General features: G+C 62.6%; 13 protein-coding genes. 6 read left to right on the forward strand and 7 right to left on the reverse strand.

The genetic code is table 11. From position 1 onward, the window contains the following. Positions 1-133: 133 nt before the first annotated feature. The 5 genes from NKI63_RS18670 to NKI63_RS18690 all read right to left on the reverse strand — a co-directional run bounded on the left by NKI63_RS18670 (position 134) and on the right by NKI63_RS18690 (position 4943). On the reverse strand, positions 134-1045 hold the full coding sequence (locus tag NKI63_RS18670; protein ID WP_352507162.1) for a DUF930 domain-containing protein: 912 nt from the start codon (positions 1043-1045) through the stop codon (positions 134-136). Positions 1046-1229: 184 nt separating this feature from the next. Beyond that, positions 1230-1979 carry a glucose 1-dehydrogenase gene (locus NKI63_RS18675; RefSeq protein WP_352822741.1) on the reverse strand — a complete coding sequence of 250 codons (750 nt, stop codon included), beginning with the start codon at positions 1977-1979 and terminating at the stop codon, positions 1230-1232. Between the two features lie 48 nt (positions 1980-2027). Further along, positions 2028-3032, reverse strand: a complete 1005-nt coding sequence (locus tag NKI63_RS18680) for a sugar-binding protein (RefSeq protein ID WP_352822743.1) — start codon at positions 3030-3032, stop codon at positions 2028-2030. Between the two features lie 53 nt (positions 3033-3085). After that, entirely contained in the window at positions 3086-4147 is a 1062-nt protein-coding gene (locus NKI63_RS18685; protein ID WP_352507165.1) for an ABC transporter permease, read from the reverse strand. A gap of 55 nt (positions 4148-4202) precedes the next feature. After that, positions 4203-4943, reverse strand: coding sequence for an ATP-binding cassette domain-containing protein (locus NKI63_RS18690; protein WP_254819718.1), 741 nt, complete (start codon positions 4941-4943; stop codon positions 4203-4205). Positions 4944-5395: 452 nt separating this feature from the next. On the opposite strand from NKI63_RS18690, the gene NKI63_RS18695 reads away from it, so the two are divergent. Together NKI63_RS18695 and NKI63_RS18700 are read left to right on the forward strand one after the other, a co-directional pair. Continuing rightward, complete coding sequence (locus tag NKI63_RS18695; RefSeq protein ID WP_502900487.1) at positions 5396-6829, forward strand: coiled-coil domain-containing protein; 1434 nt, start codon at positions 5396-5398, stop codon at positions 6827-6829. Between the two features lie 171 nt (positions 6830-7000). Next, positions 7001-8524: a serine hydrolase gene (locus tag NKI63_RS18700; RefSeq protein ID WP_502900484.1), complete on the forward strand. Its 1524-nt coding sequence runs from the start codon at positions 7001-7003 to the stop codon at positions 8522-8524. Between the two features lie 29 nt (positions 8525-8553). On the opposite strand, the gene NKI63_RS18705 is transcribed toward NKI63_RS18700, so the two are convergent. Beyond that, complete coding sequence (locus NKI63_RS18705; RefSeq protein ID WP_352475600.1) at positions 8554-9489, reverse strand: hypothetical protein; 936 nt, start codon at positions 9487-9489, stop codon at positions 8554-8556. A gap of 265 nt (positions 9490-9754) precedes the next feature. On the opposite strand from NKI63_RS18705, the gene NKI63_RS18710 reads away from it, so the two are divergent. Beyond that, positions 9755-10195 (forward strand): lipid-binding SYLF domain-containing protein, encoded by a 441-nt coding sequence (locus tag NKI63_RS18710; RefSeq protein ID WP_352475599.1) that lies wholly within the window; start codon positions 9755-9757, stop codon positions 10193-10195. Between the two features lie 18 nt (positions 10196-10213). Here NKI63_RS18710 and NKI63_RS18715 read toward each other — a convergent pair whose 3' ends face one another. Further along, positions 10214-10846 (reverse strand): TetR/AcrR family transcriptional regulator, encoded by a 633-nt coding sequence (locus NKI63_RS18715; RefSeq protein WP_352822752.1) that lies wholly within the window; start codon positions 10844-10846, stop codon positions 10214-10216. 720 nt (positions 10847-11566) lie between these two features. Here NKI63_RS18715 and NKI63_RS18720 point away from each other — a divergent pair. The 3 genes from NKI63_RS18720 to NKI63_RS18730 are packed head-to-tail and all read left to right on the forward strand — an operon-like array spanning position 11567 to position 15350. Then, positions 11567-12052, forward strand: coding sequence for a (2Fe-2S)-binding protein (locus tag NKI63_RS18720; protein ID WP_352472181.1), 486 nt, complete (start codon positions 11567-11569; stop codon positions 12050-12052). Continuing rightward, complete coding sequence (locus NKI63_RS18725) at positions 12049-13032, forward strand: FAD binding domain-containing protein (RefSeq protein WP_352822754.1); 984 nt, start codon at positions 12049-12051, stop codon at positions 13030-13032. Before NKI63_RS18720 ends, NKI63_RS18725 begins: the two co-directional genes overlap by 4 nt. Next, positions 13029-15350 (forward strand): xanthine dehydrogenase family protein molybdopterin-binding subunit, encoded by a 2322-nt coding sequence (locus NKI63_RS18730; RefSeq protein ID WP_352822757.1) that lies wholly within the window; start codon positions 13029-13031, stop codon positions 15348-15350. The genes NKI63_RS18725 and NKI63_RS18730 overlap by 4 nt, the downstream gene beginning before the upstream one ends. Positions 15351-15394: the final 44 nt, after the last annotated feature.

Genomic DNA, 15394 nt, shown 5'->3' on the forward strand with positions numbered 1-15394 from the left:
CGTATGCTAGACTTCGGCGGCCACTGACGAAAGCCATTTTTGGCGCGTGTTGGTTCGGTCACCCGGGCCGCGCGAAGACATCGCCAGCCGGATTTGATGGCGCCGGACAGCCAGCCTCCGTGGCCTTGACCACCTAATTGGCGGGCAACCCGCGGCGCTTCCATTCACTGCGCGGCACCGGATTTCCAACACGGAAGGCGAACGACACGACTTTCGTTGCGTCCGGATCGACCTCACAACGAAAGCTCAGATCGTACCACTGCCCGTTTGCGGGGAACGGCGCACTGGCGACGTTCATGACCGTGCCGGCCTTCAGCCGATACTCAAGCAAGCTGTCTGGGAAATAGGGGGGCGACGCGTGCACCAATTGCTGTGCGAGCTCCGTGTTGCAGAGCTGACCGATTCGTACGGCGCGCGGCACGTTTTTCATGGCGGTTGTCGCGATCGGATCATCGGTTGCTGCTTGCGAGAACAATCTTTTCGCTTCTTCAAGCTTCAACGGCTTTTGCACGTTAGCGACATCCGCTGGCTTGGGCTTCGGCGGCTGTGATGCGCCAGGCGGCGGAGCCTGGTCGTTCCCGTCGACCGCAGTCACGGCAGGTGGCTGTGCAAGATCCTGGTTATTGGGATCTTGCGGCGCTGGCGGTTGTTCCGAACCATCCTCCGCACTGTTGCCGTCCAGAGACTTGCGCGGACCGGCGTCCTTCTCACCGAATTGGAAGACAGGTCTCTGCGCGGCGACCTCACGGCTCGCCGTCGGCTCGACCTTTGCTTCCGGCGGCTTTTCCGTCTTGGGCGGTTCAGCGGGGGACGGAGGTTTGGTTTTTTCCGGCGGTTTGGGCGGCGGCACGATATCCACCGCAATGGCCTGCTCCTTCCCTGGCTGCGAGAGCGTTGCCGGCAGTCCGAACAACAAAAACGCGACGATCAGCAGATGCAGGGCAATCGAAGTGGGCAAGGCCCACCCGAATACCCGGCGCTGATCCCGTATGTCGTTTCTCATCGTGGCCGGTGTGTGGAATGAAATATTGGCGGCATCAAGCATCGATGCCGCCAGACGTCGAAATAACCCGCTGCGAATCGAAAGTCGGCGGCTGCAATACGGCGCGTCATCCAATCGTGTGGCGTCTGCGTCCGCGCAGGGGGACCGGGCTAGCAGCGTATGCAGCAAGTCGTCATTTCAGGCGGCTAGCAGGCACGCCCTGTCGGCACGGTGTCGCCGGTTGAAATCACAGGGAAACCGATAGCCCGCCGTCAATGGCCAGCACGTGCCCGTTGACGTAAGCGGCAGCGTCGGAGGCGAGAAACACTACGGCTCCGCCGAGTTCCTCAGGCTGGGCCCAGCGGCCCGCGGGGGTTCGTGCCTCGACCCATTTGGTGAAGGCCTCGTCGTGCATAAGTGCGGTGTTGAGCTCGGTGGCGAAATAGCCTGGGGCGATCGCGTTGACGGTGATGCCGTGGCGGCCCAGCTCAGCGGCAGTTGAGCGTGTCAGCCCATGTAGCCCCGCCTTTGCCGCCACATAGGCGTGAATGGTGGGACGGCCAAGGATCGCTGCGACCGATCCGGTGTTTATTATGCGCCCGAACTTGTTTGGCAGCATCAGGCGCACCGCGTCGCGCATCATGCGGAAGCAAGCCGAAAGATTGACGGCAACCACGTGGTTGAAATCCTCGTCCTGCCATTCGACCAGCGGTTTACGATGCTGGATGCCGGCGTTGTTGACCAGAATGTCGAGGCGGCCGTGGCGTTCGACGATTCCTTCGAGCGACACCCTTGAGATCGCCGCATCGGTGACATCGAACGGCAGGGCTTCTGCACCTATCCTGTCCGCCGCGGCGGAAAGGGCGGCCACGTCGCGGGCATTGACGACCACCGTCGCGCCGTTTTCCGCAAGTGCCTTGGCCATGGCGAAACCAAGACCACGCGAGGCACCCGTGACCAATGCGACACGGCCCTTGAGCGAGAACAATTCCGGCATTGAGATCCCCTATGGAAAAGGGCGGGAGTTTCCTCCCGCCCAAAAGCACTATTTGGCGACGCAGGTGTCGGCTGTCTCCGGAGTGCAGACATCGAGGCCCGTGTAGGTCGGGTCGGCCGGCGGAGCCTTGCCGTCCTTCATGTCCTTCAGCGCCATCATCGTCTTGTAGCCCATCTCGAACGGCCGCTGGCCGACCTGGCCAAGCGAGAAACCTTCCTTCATCTGGTCGATCTGTACCGGAAGCGTGTCGGCGACGACAAGGGCCAGGGCCTTCGAGGCGATCTTGTCCTTGTACGGTGCGACGGCGGCGCGGTTGGCATCAGGGATGAACTGCGGGAAGCCACCGGTTGGGACAAACGCGTCGAGGTTCGGGTTTTTCGCCATGATATCCTCGAACTGTTGCACCGAAAGCGGGAAATCATCGTTGGTGTAGAGCGGACAGCCTTCGATTTCGGTCCAGCCGTTCTGGCCTGTCAGCCGATCTCCGGGCGAGGCCGCCGATTTGGTGCCCGAAAGCGTATCGCGAATGCCCTGCATGCGCTCGTTGTGGTTGGCCGCCGCGGCGCCGCCGGACTGGATGCAGATCGTGCCGCCTTTGGGCTTGATCTGCATGACAAGCTTGGCGAGGTTCACGCCGATCTCGTAATTGTGGGTGCCTATGTAGGCAACGCGCAGATCCTTGTTTTCGGGCAGGAGATCGGAGTCCCAGGTGAGAACCGGGATACCGGCCTCCTTGGCGGCCTGCAGCGCAACCGCCATCGCCGCGGCGTTCGATGGCGACACGGCGATGCCGTCCACCTTCTTGGCCACGAGATCCTGCACGATCTGCACCTGCTCGTCGCCGCCGCCATGTTCGCCGGGACCGATATACATGCACTCCACAGCGCCATTGGATTCGGCCTCGGCCTTCTTGTAGCCGTCGCGTGCCTGGTCGAAGAAAGGATTGTTCATGTTCTTCGGCACCAGGGCGAAGGTGTATTTCGCCTGGGCGCCGGAAACGGCGAGCACCATTGCGCCAAGCGCGACGGCGGCCGTGAGCAGATGTTTTTTCATGTGACGTTCTCCTCCTTGGTGTGATGTCCCGCAAGCCTCCCGCCGGCGGGTTTCTAGCGGCGTTTTTTGGGCATCAAGACTGCCAGCGACGCGGCGAGAATCGATTTGCCGCCGGTTTGCATGCCCAAGAGAACCGCAAGAACGATGAAGGCGCCGACGAAGGCACCCTGCCAGTTTGAATCGATGCCGGCCATCAGCAGCGCGTTCCTGATCACCTCGAGGAAGGCGGAACCGATGATCGCACCGAAGGCCGTGCCGGCGCCGCCCATGAGGCTGGCGCCGCCAATGACTGTCGCGGCGATAACGCGCAGCTCATAGCCTTGGCCCATGGCATTGATGGCCGAGCCGTTATAGCCGAGGAGCAGGAGCGAGGCGAGCGCGGCGGTGAAAGCCGAGAAGACATAGGCCTGGAATTTGATCCAGTTGACCGGAACGCCGGTGAGCCGTGCCGCCTCCTCATTGCCGCCGATGGCGAAGAGATGCCGGGCCCAGGCAGTGAAGTTGAACACGAAGCCGACAATCAGGGCCAGGATCACCATGGTCCAGAATTGTGACGACAGTTCTGGTATCCAATGCGGTGCCCAGTCCTCCAGACCATGCCGCGGCCATTTCCACTGACCGATTGCCTTTACGATCGGGGCATCGGGCCCGAACTGGTAGAGCATCTGGTTGGCCGAGAATACGACCGCCAGCGAGCGCGCGACGGACAGCATGCCGAGGGTGACCACAAAGGACGGCATCCCGACATAGGCGACAAAGAATCCATTGACCGCGCCACAGGCCAGACCGGAGAAAAGGCCCATGGCGAAGGCGACGTACCAGGGATAGTGCCAGGTGAGGAACAGGCCGGCGACGATGACCACGAGACCCATGACGGAGCCGACCGACAGATCTATACCGCCGGTGATGATGACGATCGTCATGCCAAGTGCCATGATGCCGAAAGGTGCGAAATTGCGCGTCACATTGGCGACGTTTTCAGAGGTGCCGAAGCTCGGCTCCATCGCAGTCATCAACATGACGAGCGCGATGAGCGCGATCGTCACCCAGAAGGGCTGACTTGAAATCACACGTTGGAGAACTGTTTTTTCCTTGGTCGGAACGAAATCCGACATGACCGGCCGGCCATGTTCTTCGACTGAGCCCTGAACGCCAACTGACTCCTGAACACTATTCGCCACGGATGGCCCCCGTTATCAGTCCAGTGATTTCCTCGGGCGACGTTTTGTCGGCTGGCTTGTCGGCAACTTTCGAGCCCCGCCTGAGGACGATAATACGATCTGCCACGGCGAACACGTCAGGCATTCGGTGACTGATCAGCATGACGCCGACTCCTTGTGCTTTGAGGCGTCGGATCAGTTCGAGTACTTCCGCCACCTGGCGCACCGAGATGGCGGCCGTTGGTTCGTCCATCAGCACCAGCTTGGCATTTGAAAGCCGGGTCCGCGCGATGGCGACCGCCTGGCGCTGCCCACCCGACATCTTCCTGACGAGGTCGCGCGGCCGGGTTTCCGATTTGAGTTCCTTGAACAGCGCTGCCGAGCGATCGATCATCGCCTGCTTGTCAAGAATCCTGATCGGCCAGAAGCCTTTCTTGATCTCGCGCCCCAGAAAGACGTTCTGCGCGGCCGTCAAGTTATCGGCGAGCGCCAGGTCCTGATAAACAACTTCGATCCCTTTGGCGCGGGCCTGCACAGGCTGGTGGAAGTGGCACACCTCGCCCTCGACTACAATTTCGCCGTCGCTCGGAGGAAAATTCCCGGCCACCGTCTTGACTATCGTCGACTTGCCGGCGCCGTTATCCCCCATGAGACCAACGACTTCGCCTCGCTCCACCTGGAAGCTGACGTCGGTCAGGGCCTGGATAGCCCCGAAATTCTTGGAGACGTGGCGAACCTCAAGCACCGGCATCGCGGTCCTCCCGGGACAACATTTTGTCGGTCTTGTCCCTGGTCTATTCACAGCAGCTAATCAGCGAAACGTATTCAACACAATCATTTATTAGGTCAGGCCTCTCGGCAGTGACACGCGTCGTCTTAGGCCGTGACCTTGTAGCTGCTGCAGAACACCGAGGTGCTCGGCCGGTCCTTAAGACAATTACCAGGCGATTCTCAGGCTTGCGCCGCTTGATATTCGTTTCGGGTGAAATGAGTGGCATTTTGCGAGCGGTGCCAACGCTTCGGGTATGGAGCGCCGCAGAACACGGCTTTGCGTCATTCAAACACACGAGGACAGTGGCCAAGCCTGTCCCTAGCCTGCGTCGGCCAGAGCGCACGTCAGGAGATGAACCCCTATTCGGGGAGGCGAGGTCAAGTGTTGAAAGTCCGCTCCTTAACGGCGCTGCACGAGAGGGATATTCGGTCATGAATTTCAAAGGTTTGATCAAGCGTGCCGAGACTGTGGAGAGAGCGTTCAAGGAGCTCGAAACCGATTTGGCGGATGCGTTTAGCGAATGTCTCAACGTGGACGATCAGCCGCCGCTGAACGACGTCACCGTGCCGGATGAGACGGAATCGGATAAGAATCTCGCGGCAACGGATGACAGCTCGCAGATCGAGGCCAATGCGGACGCCTTCGAGACCGCACGAAGGCTGTCCCCCCATACGCAAACCCGGCTGGCTGCCTTAAGCGCGGTCGATGGGCTCTTTCACGACGCGCAGGAGTATCTGGGGGAGATCAATGCGAAACTGTCGGAGATCGCGACCTCGCATCATCTGACGGGCGAATTTCTAAAACTGCTCCACGGCGACATTCTTCGCGCCAACGAATTGGAGCTGGCAAATACCGGCCTGATGGCGCAGCAAAGGGTGCTGTCCGAACAGCTCCACGATGCAACCAGAAAGCAGCGCGAGCGCGACAGCGCTATCGAGGCCCTGCAGCAGCACGAGGCGAGCCTGGTCGAGGACAAGGAAGCACTTCGCGGCGCGCTGGCTGCGGCAAGGCTGGAACTCGTCGTGGCAGGCAATGCGAGCGCAAAACGCGAGGCCGAGTTCGGCGAGCTTGTCAAAACACTCTCGGCCAGAGCCGTCGAGGCCAACAGACGCTCGCGCGAGAACGAAATGCTGCGGGAGAAACATGTCAGCCTGTCGATCGACCTCGACAAGGCGCTGAAACGGGAGGCCGAGGCCCGGCACAGGCTGGACGAACTCTCGACTGTCCATGCCAATGATGCCGCGCAGCTTTCGGAACTGCTGGCCGCGCTTGGCAAGAGCGAGAAAGAGGAGATGCGGCTGCAGAAATCGCTCGATATGGCGCAGGCGAAGCTATCGGAAATAACGGAAGCAGCCCGCCTCAGGGACGGTGACAGGGAAGCCGAGCTTGCACGCAGTGTCGCGGAGATGACCGGCCTGCGTTCTGAAATCGAGGACCTTCGATCGCGGCTGGAGGCCGCCTCCAACCAGAACAGCGAAGCCGCCAGCGAGATCGCCATGCTCAAGGCCCAGGCGAGCGACGCGGTGGCCGAAAGGCAAATTGTCGAGCAAAAATTGTCTGCTCTCATGAAAGAGAGCGAAAACGACAAGATGAACCTTTCCGCAATCAGCGCAAATTTTTCGCAGCTTTCTCTGCAACAGGCATCTGAACAGATACAGTTCGACGTCCAGAGGCAGGAATGCGAGGATCTGCGAGCCGAAGTCGCGTCGCTTCAAGCCCGAGTCAAGGAACTGTTGCCCTATGAGCGGCTCCACAAGGTCACCAACGCCAGACCGCGTGAAGACGGCGTGGTCGAGATCACCGCCGCGGCGGCGGAGAAGGCCCGCGCCGGCAGGCGGCGCCTCCGCCTGCGCGCTGCATCCTAGCTCAGGCGCGGCTGTCTGAATTTCGACTGGTGTGAAGCGGACATCCGTCAATGGATGGCGGGTCGACCGTGAGGCTGGCCTTCCCTGCGTCGGCCTGCAATAATGCACGCCGGTGAAGCGGAGGGGCTGAGCATGCGGCGGTTCACAAACCGGAATCACCTCCGGTGGAGGATGTTGGCCTTCATCGCAATCATGGTGCTTTTGCCGAAGGCGGCGTCGGCCGATACCATCCCACCCGACAGGATCGCCGCAGCCATGTCGAAGCTCGAATTGCTTGCCGAAGGCGTCGTCGCGGATGGTAGCGTGCCCGGTCTGGCCATCGGCGTCGTGCACGGCGACGAGGTGATCTTCCTCAAGGGGTTCGGGCATCGCGAAGCCGGAAAACCGGAGATCGTCGATGCCGACACGGTCTTCCAGATTGCCTCGCTCTCCAAGCCGGTCTCCGCCACCGTCGTGGCGGCGCTGGTCAGCGACGGGATCGCTTCGTGGGATTCCAAGATCGCCGACCTCGATCCGGCTTTCCGGCTCGCTCAGCCCTATCCGACCAGCGAACTCACGGTCCGCGATCTGTTTGCACACCGCAGCGGGCTTCCCGGCACCGCCGGCGACGACCTCGAGGACATCGGCTATGACCGCGCGGAGATCCTGCGCCGCCTGCGGTTCGTGTCGCCGTCATCCAGCTTTCGCGCGGGCTATTCCTACAGCAATTTCGGACTGACCGAGGGTGCCGTCGCGGCCGCGAAGCCGACAGGCAAATCATGGGAAGAGGTCGCCGAAGAGAAGCTCTACCGTCCGCTTGGAATGGCCTCGACCAGTTCCCGTCATTCGGACTTCATCAAGCACGCCAACCGCGCCGAGCTCCACGCCAAAATCGATGGCGCGTGGACCGCCAAGGTCCAGCGCTATCCGGATGCGCAGGCGCCAGCAGGCGGCGTCAGTTCCACCGCACGCGACCTCTCGCAATGGATGCGCCTTGTGCTCGGCAACGGGGACTACGCCGGCAAGAGACTCATTGCCGCCGATGCGCTGGACCAGACACATATTCCCTTGATGGTTCGCGGCAAGAACCCCGTCTCCGGAGGCGAGGCCTTCTACGGCCTCGGCTGGAATGTCGAATTCGGCCGGCACGGACCGATCTGGGGTCATGCGGGCGCCTTCAGCGCCGGCGCCCGCAGTCTGGTGATGCTTTTTCCCGAGGAGAAGCTTGGCATCGTCGTCATCGCCAACGCCTTTCCGACAGGCGTGCCGGAGGGACTGTCCGACAGCTTCGCCGATCTCGTCTTCGACGGAACGCTGGGGAAGGACAAGGTAAAGGCTTGGAATGATATCTATGCAGGCATGTTCGGCCCGGTGATTGCGGCGGCCAAGGCTACCTATGCCGCGCCGCCCTCTCCAGCAAGTCCGGCGGCGCCGGCCAGCGCCTATGCGGGCCGTTACTTCAACGACTTCATCGGCGATGCTGTTGTGTCAGGCGAAGGAGACGCTCTTGTCCTCAGGGTCGGGCCTGCCGGTGCGCGGTCCTATCCACTGAAGCATTTCAACCGCGACCTCTTTGTGACCTTCCCCGATGCCGAGATGCCGGACAGGCCTTCGGCCGTCAGCTTTGCCCTCGGCCCCGACAGCAAGGCGTCGGCAATGACCGTCGAATTTCTCGACGACAATCGTCTCGGCACGCTGCAACGCGTGGGGGATTAGCCGCCGCGGGGCGGGCGATGCTTGCCGGTTCAGGATGCCGGACCGAACTGGAGCAATTTGAAGCAATCGCCGCTTCCCGACTTCAACTGCGTCAGGAAGCCTTTCGACCGATCGATCCATTCCTGGTGCGACTTGGCATCGGCTTCGATCTCATTGGCCGGTGCAAGTTTGACGAAGCTTTTGCCATTGCTGAAAAGCCAGCACGCACGGCCGAGAAACCGCCTGCTGCGCTGGCGCAGGAGGTCGGCATCATAAAACACGTCGAGCACCTCCTGCTTGATCTTCCGCTCCTTTTCGGGATTGGCGATCGCAACCTCGATAGGCTCGCCGCCGATCGCATCCTGCAGGTCCTTGTAATCAAGGGCGATCTGGGTGGTGGCATATTTGACGTCGCTCTCGTCCCGGACGATGTTGAACCATAGCGTTGGGTTGAGCTCGTTGACGACGAACGATGCTTCGAAATCGCGCGACAGATTCAGGATGTCGAACCCCTGAACATCGACGTCGCGCTCGACCAGAAGGATCTGGGAAACCTGCTTGGCGAGCGCCGTTCCGTGGGCGCTGACAGCGGCGTTGTCACCGCCGTGTTCCGGACTGACATAAGCACCACCATCATCCAGCAGCGCGTCGAATTCGCCGAGGGCCTCCACGACAGCGCTGCCGCGGGCAACACGCGCCGCCAGTTTGGCGAGAACCTGCTGGAGCTCCGCTTCGCGTTTGCGCTGGTCCTGATAATTCTGCTGGAAAAAGAAGATGAACAGGGACACGCCAATCCCGATCATGATCACGCCCAGCTGCGAAAAGATGTTTCGATAATATTCCAGCAGCTTTTCACGATGGCGTACGTCGTCGCGCACGCTGTGCGCAACGCGAAGATTGACGATCAGCGAAAGGACCAGGAGCCCGGCACCGACCAGGATCAGGCCGCCGATCAGGAGGTAGCCGTGCCGTGAGTTGAAGTCCATTCCTTTGCCGCGCTCCCGAAACCCCAGACAGCGCAGACTAATACCATTCCGCCTCAACACCTACGATCATCCCCACCATTCGGCCACTGTTCTTACAGCCAGGACTGCGCTCGCCGTCCGCCTCGTTTCGTAGCGGTCTTCTCGCAGCCGGATTCAGGCCGCGTGCTTGGAACCAATGACGGGCGAGACTGTTCAGCTATGACTTTGATACGGCGCCGACGTGCCCGGCCGGCTGGGCATGCGGCGATCTTGAGGAGTTCTCATCATGAAGATTTCGTCCAGATTTCGTTCAGTCGCGGTTGCCGTCATAACTGCGGCGGCAGTTAGCTTTACCAGTGTCGCACATGCCGACAGCGGTACGATCCGCTTCGCCATCTACAAGGCGGCCTTCTTCATCGGCGGCGCCGGAGGCGAGGGCACACTGACCTTCCATGGTCGCCGGTATCCCATCTCGGTCGGCGGCATCTCGGGCGGCCTCGCCTTCGGTGCTTCCAAGACCTATTTCAAAGGTACCGTGCGCCACATACGGCGCGCCCGGGATGTAACGGGGGTTTACGGCGCAGCGGGCGGTGGCGGCGCGCTCGGCAAAGGAGCTCAGGTGATCGTCATGACCAATGACAAGGGTGCCCAACTCGAACTCACAGGCAGGCAGGTAGGCCTGCAAGTCAATGCCGATCTCAGCGGTATGAGCATCTCGCTGAAATAAGGACAGTCACTGCATTCGCTATTCCTTGGATGGGCCGGATTTGGCCGCTCCAAACCGCAGCCCATCCATCAGCAGCGACACCAATCGGCGCGAGCGGTCGCGCCAGTCCTTGGTGTCCGGGGCCGAATAGATGCCGCCCAGCGCATGCAGCACGTCGGAGGCATCGACATCGCCGCGGATCGAGCCGTCGGCGACCGCGGCATCGATCAGCCGCCGCAAGGCGAGCGTCACCCTGCCCGAAACGTCGGAGAACAGGGTTGAGTTGGTCGTGAGCAGGATGCGCAGGCTTGTCGACAGCCCGCGCTTGGTGGCGATGTAGTCGACGAAGCGCTGCATCCATTGTTCGAGCGCCAAGTCGGGCGCATGATCGCGGGCGAGTTCGTCGGCCGCCTGGCACAGTCCTTCCACTTCGCGCCGATAAACCACCTCGACCAGGTGCTCGCGGGTTGGGAAATGCCGGTAGAGCGTGCCGATGCCGACGCCGGCTTGGCGCGCAATCTCCTCCAGCGAGGCATCGACGCCTTGCGCGGCAAAGGCTTTTGCCGCGACCTCGACCAGCGCATCGCGGTTGCGCTGCGCGTCGGCGCGCAGCGGTTTTGCAACGGCGGCTTCGGCTTTGTCTCCAGAAATGACGGGCGGCTCCGCGGCCAATTTTTTCTCCAGTGTTGATCCGAAGCATAACCGAACAGGCAGGCCCCGTTTCAAGAACGCAGACGCTTCCACCTTCGTTACGTCTCCGACAAATATAATCGCAAGTAAATATAATCACAGGATCGAGTCTGGGCCGGCGTTCCGGCAGGCGAGGCATCTTGCCCCCCTCCGGTGCACGGCCGGTGGATGACGTCCGGTGGATGACGACGGAGGATATTTCCTCGCGGCTGGCACTCCTCATCTGTTCGGCCGATGCCGTGGGGCAAAAATGAGCCCACGTTGAGCACGATCCCCTCAGGATCATTGGACTGTCCTGCCCCTACAGACAGTTCAGAGAGCACCACCGGCTTGGGCCGGTGGTGCTTTTTTTGTCTCCAGGCATGACGGCCGGCTGCCCTGCCAATTTTCTCCAGTTTCGATCAATTTCGATCCGGGGCTTGAACAGGGCAGGGCAGGCCCTTAGGTAATAAGCGGAGGCGCCTCCGATTGTGGAGCGCCTTTCTCATGTAATCACGGGATCGGGTATGTCACATCTTTCGACCTCCCAAGCCGCAGCCCTCCCGGAGCTCGCGCCAAGTCGAACCGACCCCCCCTGCCCTGCCGGGCATCTCCCCCGCAAGGGGGGAGATTAGCTCACCTAGCCATAAGCTGATCTTGCCGCTCGCCGGCCGGGCACCAGATCATCCCCTCCCGCGTCAAGCAACTGGAGCCAGACGCCCCATGACAAGCAAAACCCGAACTCCAATCCAACTTCGAATCAACGGACATCGACATGAGCTGGAGGTCGAACCGCGCGTTACCCTGCTCGACGCCTTGCGCGACCATCTCGGGCTGACCGGCACCAAGAAGGGCTGCGACCAGGGCCAGTGCGGCGCCTGCACCGTTCATATCGACGGCCAGCGCGTGCTGGCCTGCCTGACGCTTGCCACTCAGGCTGAAAGCAGGGACATCACCACCATCGAAGGGCTTGCCGGGGAGGATGGCACGCTGCATGCGGTGCAGGCCGCCTTCCTCGAACAGGATGCCTTCCAGTGCGGCTATTGCACGCCGGGCCAGATCATGTCGGCGGTCGCCTGCATTCGCGAAGGCCATGCCGGCTCGAATGAGGAGATCCGCGAATACATGGCCGGCAATCTCTGCCGCTGCGGCGCCTATCCGCATATCGTCGCCGCCGTGCGCCAGGCGGCCATGGAGGCCGCGTCATGAGAGACTTTTCGTATCTCCGCGCCGGCTCCGTCGATGCAGCCCGTGAGGCAGCAGCACTTCCCGGCGCCATGCTTTTGGCCGGCGGCACGACGCTTGTCGATCTCGCGAAATGCGGCGTTGCCGAACCCGAGACCGTGGTCGACATCACCCATCTCAAGGGACTGGACACGATTGCCGTTGATGACCGGGGCGCCACGATCGGCGCGCTGGCCAGGATGAGCCGCGTCGCCGACCATGCCGATATCAAGAGTCGGTTCCCCGCAGTCTCGGAAGCATTGTGGCAGGCGGCGTCGGCTCAGCTGCGCAACATGGCGACGATCGGCGGCAATCTGATGCAGCGTACGCGCTGCCCCTATTTCCGCGATCCGGCGAATTTCCCCGCTTGCAACAAGCGCTCGCCCGGCAGCGGCTGCTCGGCGATCGGCGGCGTCACCCGCGGCCATGCCGTGCTCGGCACCAGCGAGGCCTGCATCGCCACCTATCCCGGCGACCTGGCGGTTGCACTCGTCGCCTTCGACGCGATCGTCCATCTCGGCGACCGTCAGGTCGCCGTCGATGATTTTTTCCTGTTGCCGGGCAGCACGCCCGAAAGGGAACATGCGATCGAGCCCGGCGAGATGATCACCGCGATCAGCATTCGCGCTTCGGCCGCCGCCCGCCGCTCGACCTATCTCAAGGTCCGCGACCGCCAGTCCTATGAATTCGCCGCGGCAAGTGCTGCGGTCGGCATTGAATTCGAGGCCGACGGAAGGACAATTCGCGATCTGCGCGTCGCGCTTGGCGGCGTCGCCACCAAGCCATGGCGCGCCCTTGCCGTCGAAGAGGCGCTGAAAGGCAAAATGCTCGAGCCGGAGGTCGTCAGGCAAGCCAGCCTGCTCGCCGTCGAGGGCGCCGTCGACCATGGCGCCAACCACTACAAGATCGAACTGGCGCCGCGCGTCGTCGCCCGCGCCATCCTCAAGATGGGAGAAACGGCATGACCGTTCACGAGTTGAGAACAAGACCCGGCGATGCCAAACGCGGCGACGCTTCGGACGGTACCGTCCTCGCCGATCAGGTCGGCGGCCGGCTGTCGCGCGTCGACGGCCCGGCCAAGATCACCGGTGCCGCCAAATACGCCGTCGAGCAGCAGCTCGAGGGGCTTACCCATGCGGTGCTGGTCGAGAGCACCATTGCCGCCGGCCGGGTGCGTTCGATCGACACGGGCGCGGCCAAGGCGTCGCCCGGCGTGCTGGTGGTGCTGACGCCCGACAATATCCTGCCGCTGAGAACCGCAACGGACTGGCTGGGTACGCCGCCGCCGGACGTCGCCTATTGCCCGCTGGCGCGCGACATCACCTTCAGCGGCCAGCATGTCGCGGCGGTGGTGGCCGAGAGTTTCGAGCAGGCGGTCGCGGCCGCAGCGCTGGTCAAGATTGCCTATGACGAGGCGCCGGCGATCGTCGACCTCAGCGATCCAAAGGCCGGCGACGGCATCCCGGTCGATGCGATGACCAAGGAATGGGGCGAGGCGGAGACAGCGTTCGCCTCGGCTCCGGTCAGGATCTGCAACGCCTACAACACGCCGCGCGAATACCAGGCGCCGATGGAGCCGCATGGCCTGATCGCAAAGTGGCAGGGCGACCAGCTGACGGTCTGGGAGCCGAGCCAATGGCTCGACGGCATGGCGCGGACCTATGCCGAATGGTTCGGCGTGCCGTTCGAGAATGTACGACTGATCTCGCCCTATATTGGTGGCGGCTTCGGCTCCAAGGCGTTTGCCTATGGCTACGGCGCTGTAGCGGCAGTCGCCGCGAAAATGCTGGGACGGCCGGTGAAGCTGGCGGTCACCAGGCCGCAGACCTTCACCGCCTATGGCGGACGGGCGGCAACGCGCCAGACCGTGGCGCTCGGCGCCAACGCGGAGGGCCAGATCCAGTCGATCGTGCATCGCGGCGTCAACGAGACCTCGGTCGACGGCATGTGGGTCGAGCCGCTCGGCTCGGTCACCTCGGTCATGTACGCGACGCCGAATTTCTCGTCGCGGCAGAACGTCGTGCGGGTCAACACGGTGGTGCCGGGGGCATTGCGCGCGCCGGGCGAGAACCCGAGCGCCTTCGGCATCGAAAGCGCCATCGACGAACTCGCCTATGAGGTCGGTATCGATCCGCTGGAAATCCGGCTCAGGAACTATGCCGAGCAGGATCCGCATGCGAAGAAGCCGTGGTCGACACGGCAGCTGCGTGAGGCCTTCGCGGCCGGCGCCGAAGCCTTTGGCTGGTCGAAGCGGAACCCCCGGCCGCGTTCGATGCGCGACGGCAACCAGCTGATCGGCTGGGGTGTCGCGGCAGGCACCTACCCGGTGCGGCGCGCCTATGGCGAGGCGGTCGTGCGCATTCTCGCCGACGGCTCGGTCGAGGTCGAAAGCTCATCGATCGACATGGGGCAGGGCACCTACACGATCCTGGCGCAGACCGCCGCCGAGGTGGTGGGCGTGCCGGCGGAAAACGTCGTCGTCAAGCTTGGCGATTCCCGCTATGCCCGTGCCGGCGTCACCGGCGGTTCGCGGCTGGCCGGGGTGATGACCGGCGCCGTCCACAAGGCGGCGAGTGCCGCGCTCGACCAACTGATCGGGCTCGCCATCAGCGATCCGGCTTCGCCGTTCCATGCGCTGCAGGCCAACACGCTCGTCGTCGCCAATGGCCGCATCGCTTCACCGCGCGGCAACGGCCCTGAAGTTTCCATCGCCGAACTGCTCAGCAGCGTCGGGCGCGAGCATATCGAGGCGAAGGGCGACACCATGCCGGCCAATTCAACGGTCGAGGACCGCTACAAGAACTACACCACCATAGCCATGGCGCTGCCGCACACCGAGGGCGACTATTCCCGCCACAGCTGGTGCGCGCATTTCATCGAAGTCCGCGTCGACGAGGACTTTGGCACGGTTCGCGTCTCCCGCGTGGTGTCGGCGCTGGATTCGGGCCGGCTCTACAACCCCAAGCTCGCCGAAAGCCAGTGGAAGGGCGGTATCATCATGGGCATCGGCCAGGCGCTGCTCGAGGAAGGCATCGTCGACCGCCGGCATGGGCGCATCGTCAACAACAATCTCGCCGACTATCTCATCGCCACGAATGCCGACATTCCCGATATCGAGGTGATCTCGGTCGGTATTCCCGATCCGCACTCCTCGGTGCTTGGCGGCAAGGGGGTCGGCGAACTGGGCATTGTTGGCGTGGCGCCGGCGATCGCCAACGCGGTGTTCCACGCCACCGGGAAAAGGGTGCGGGACCTGCCGATCACGCTGGAGAAGCTGATTTAAGAGCAGACAGCGAAGCTGCCAATCTCCCCCCTTGTGGGGGAGAT

The organism is Mesorhizobium sp. M0410 (assembly GCF_040321435.1).
Taxonomy (GTDB): domain Bacteria; phylum Pseudomonadota; class Alphaproteobacteria; order Rhizobiales; family Rhizobiaceae; genus Mesorhizobium.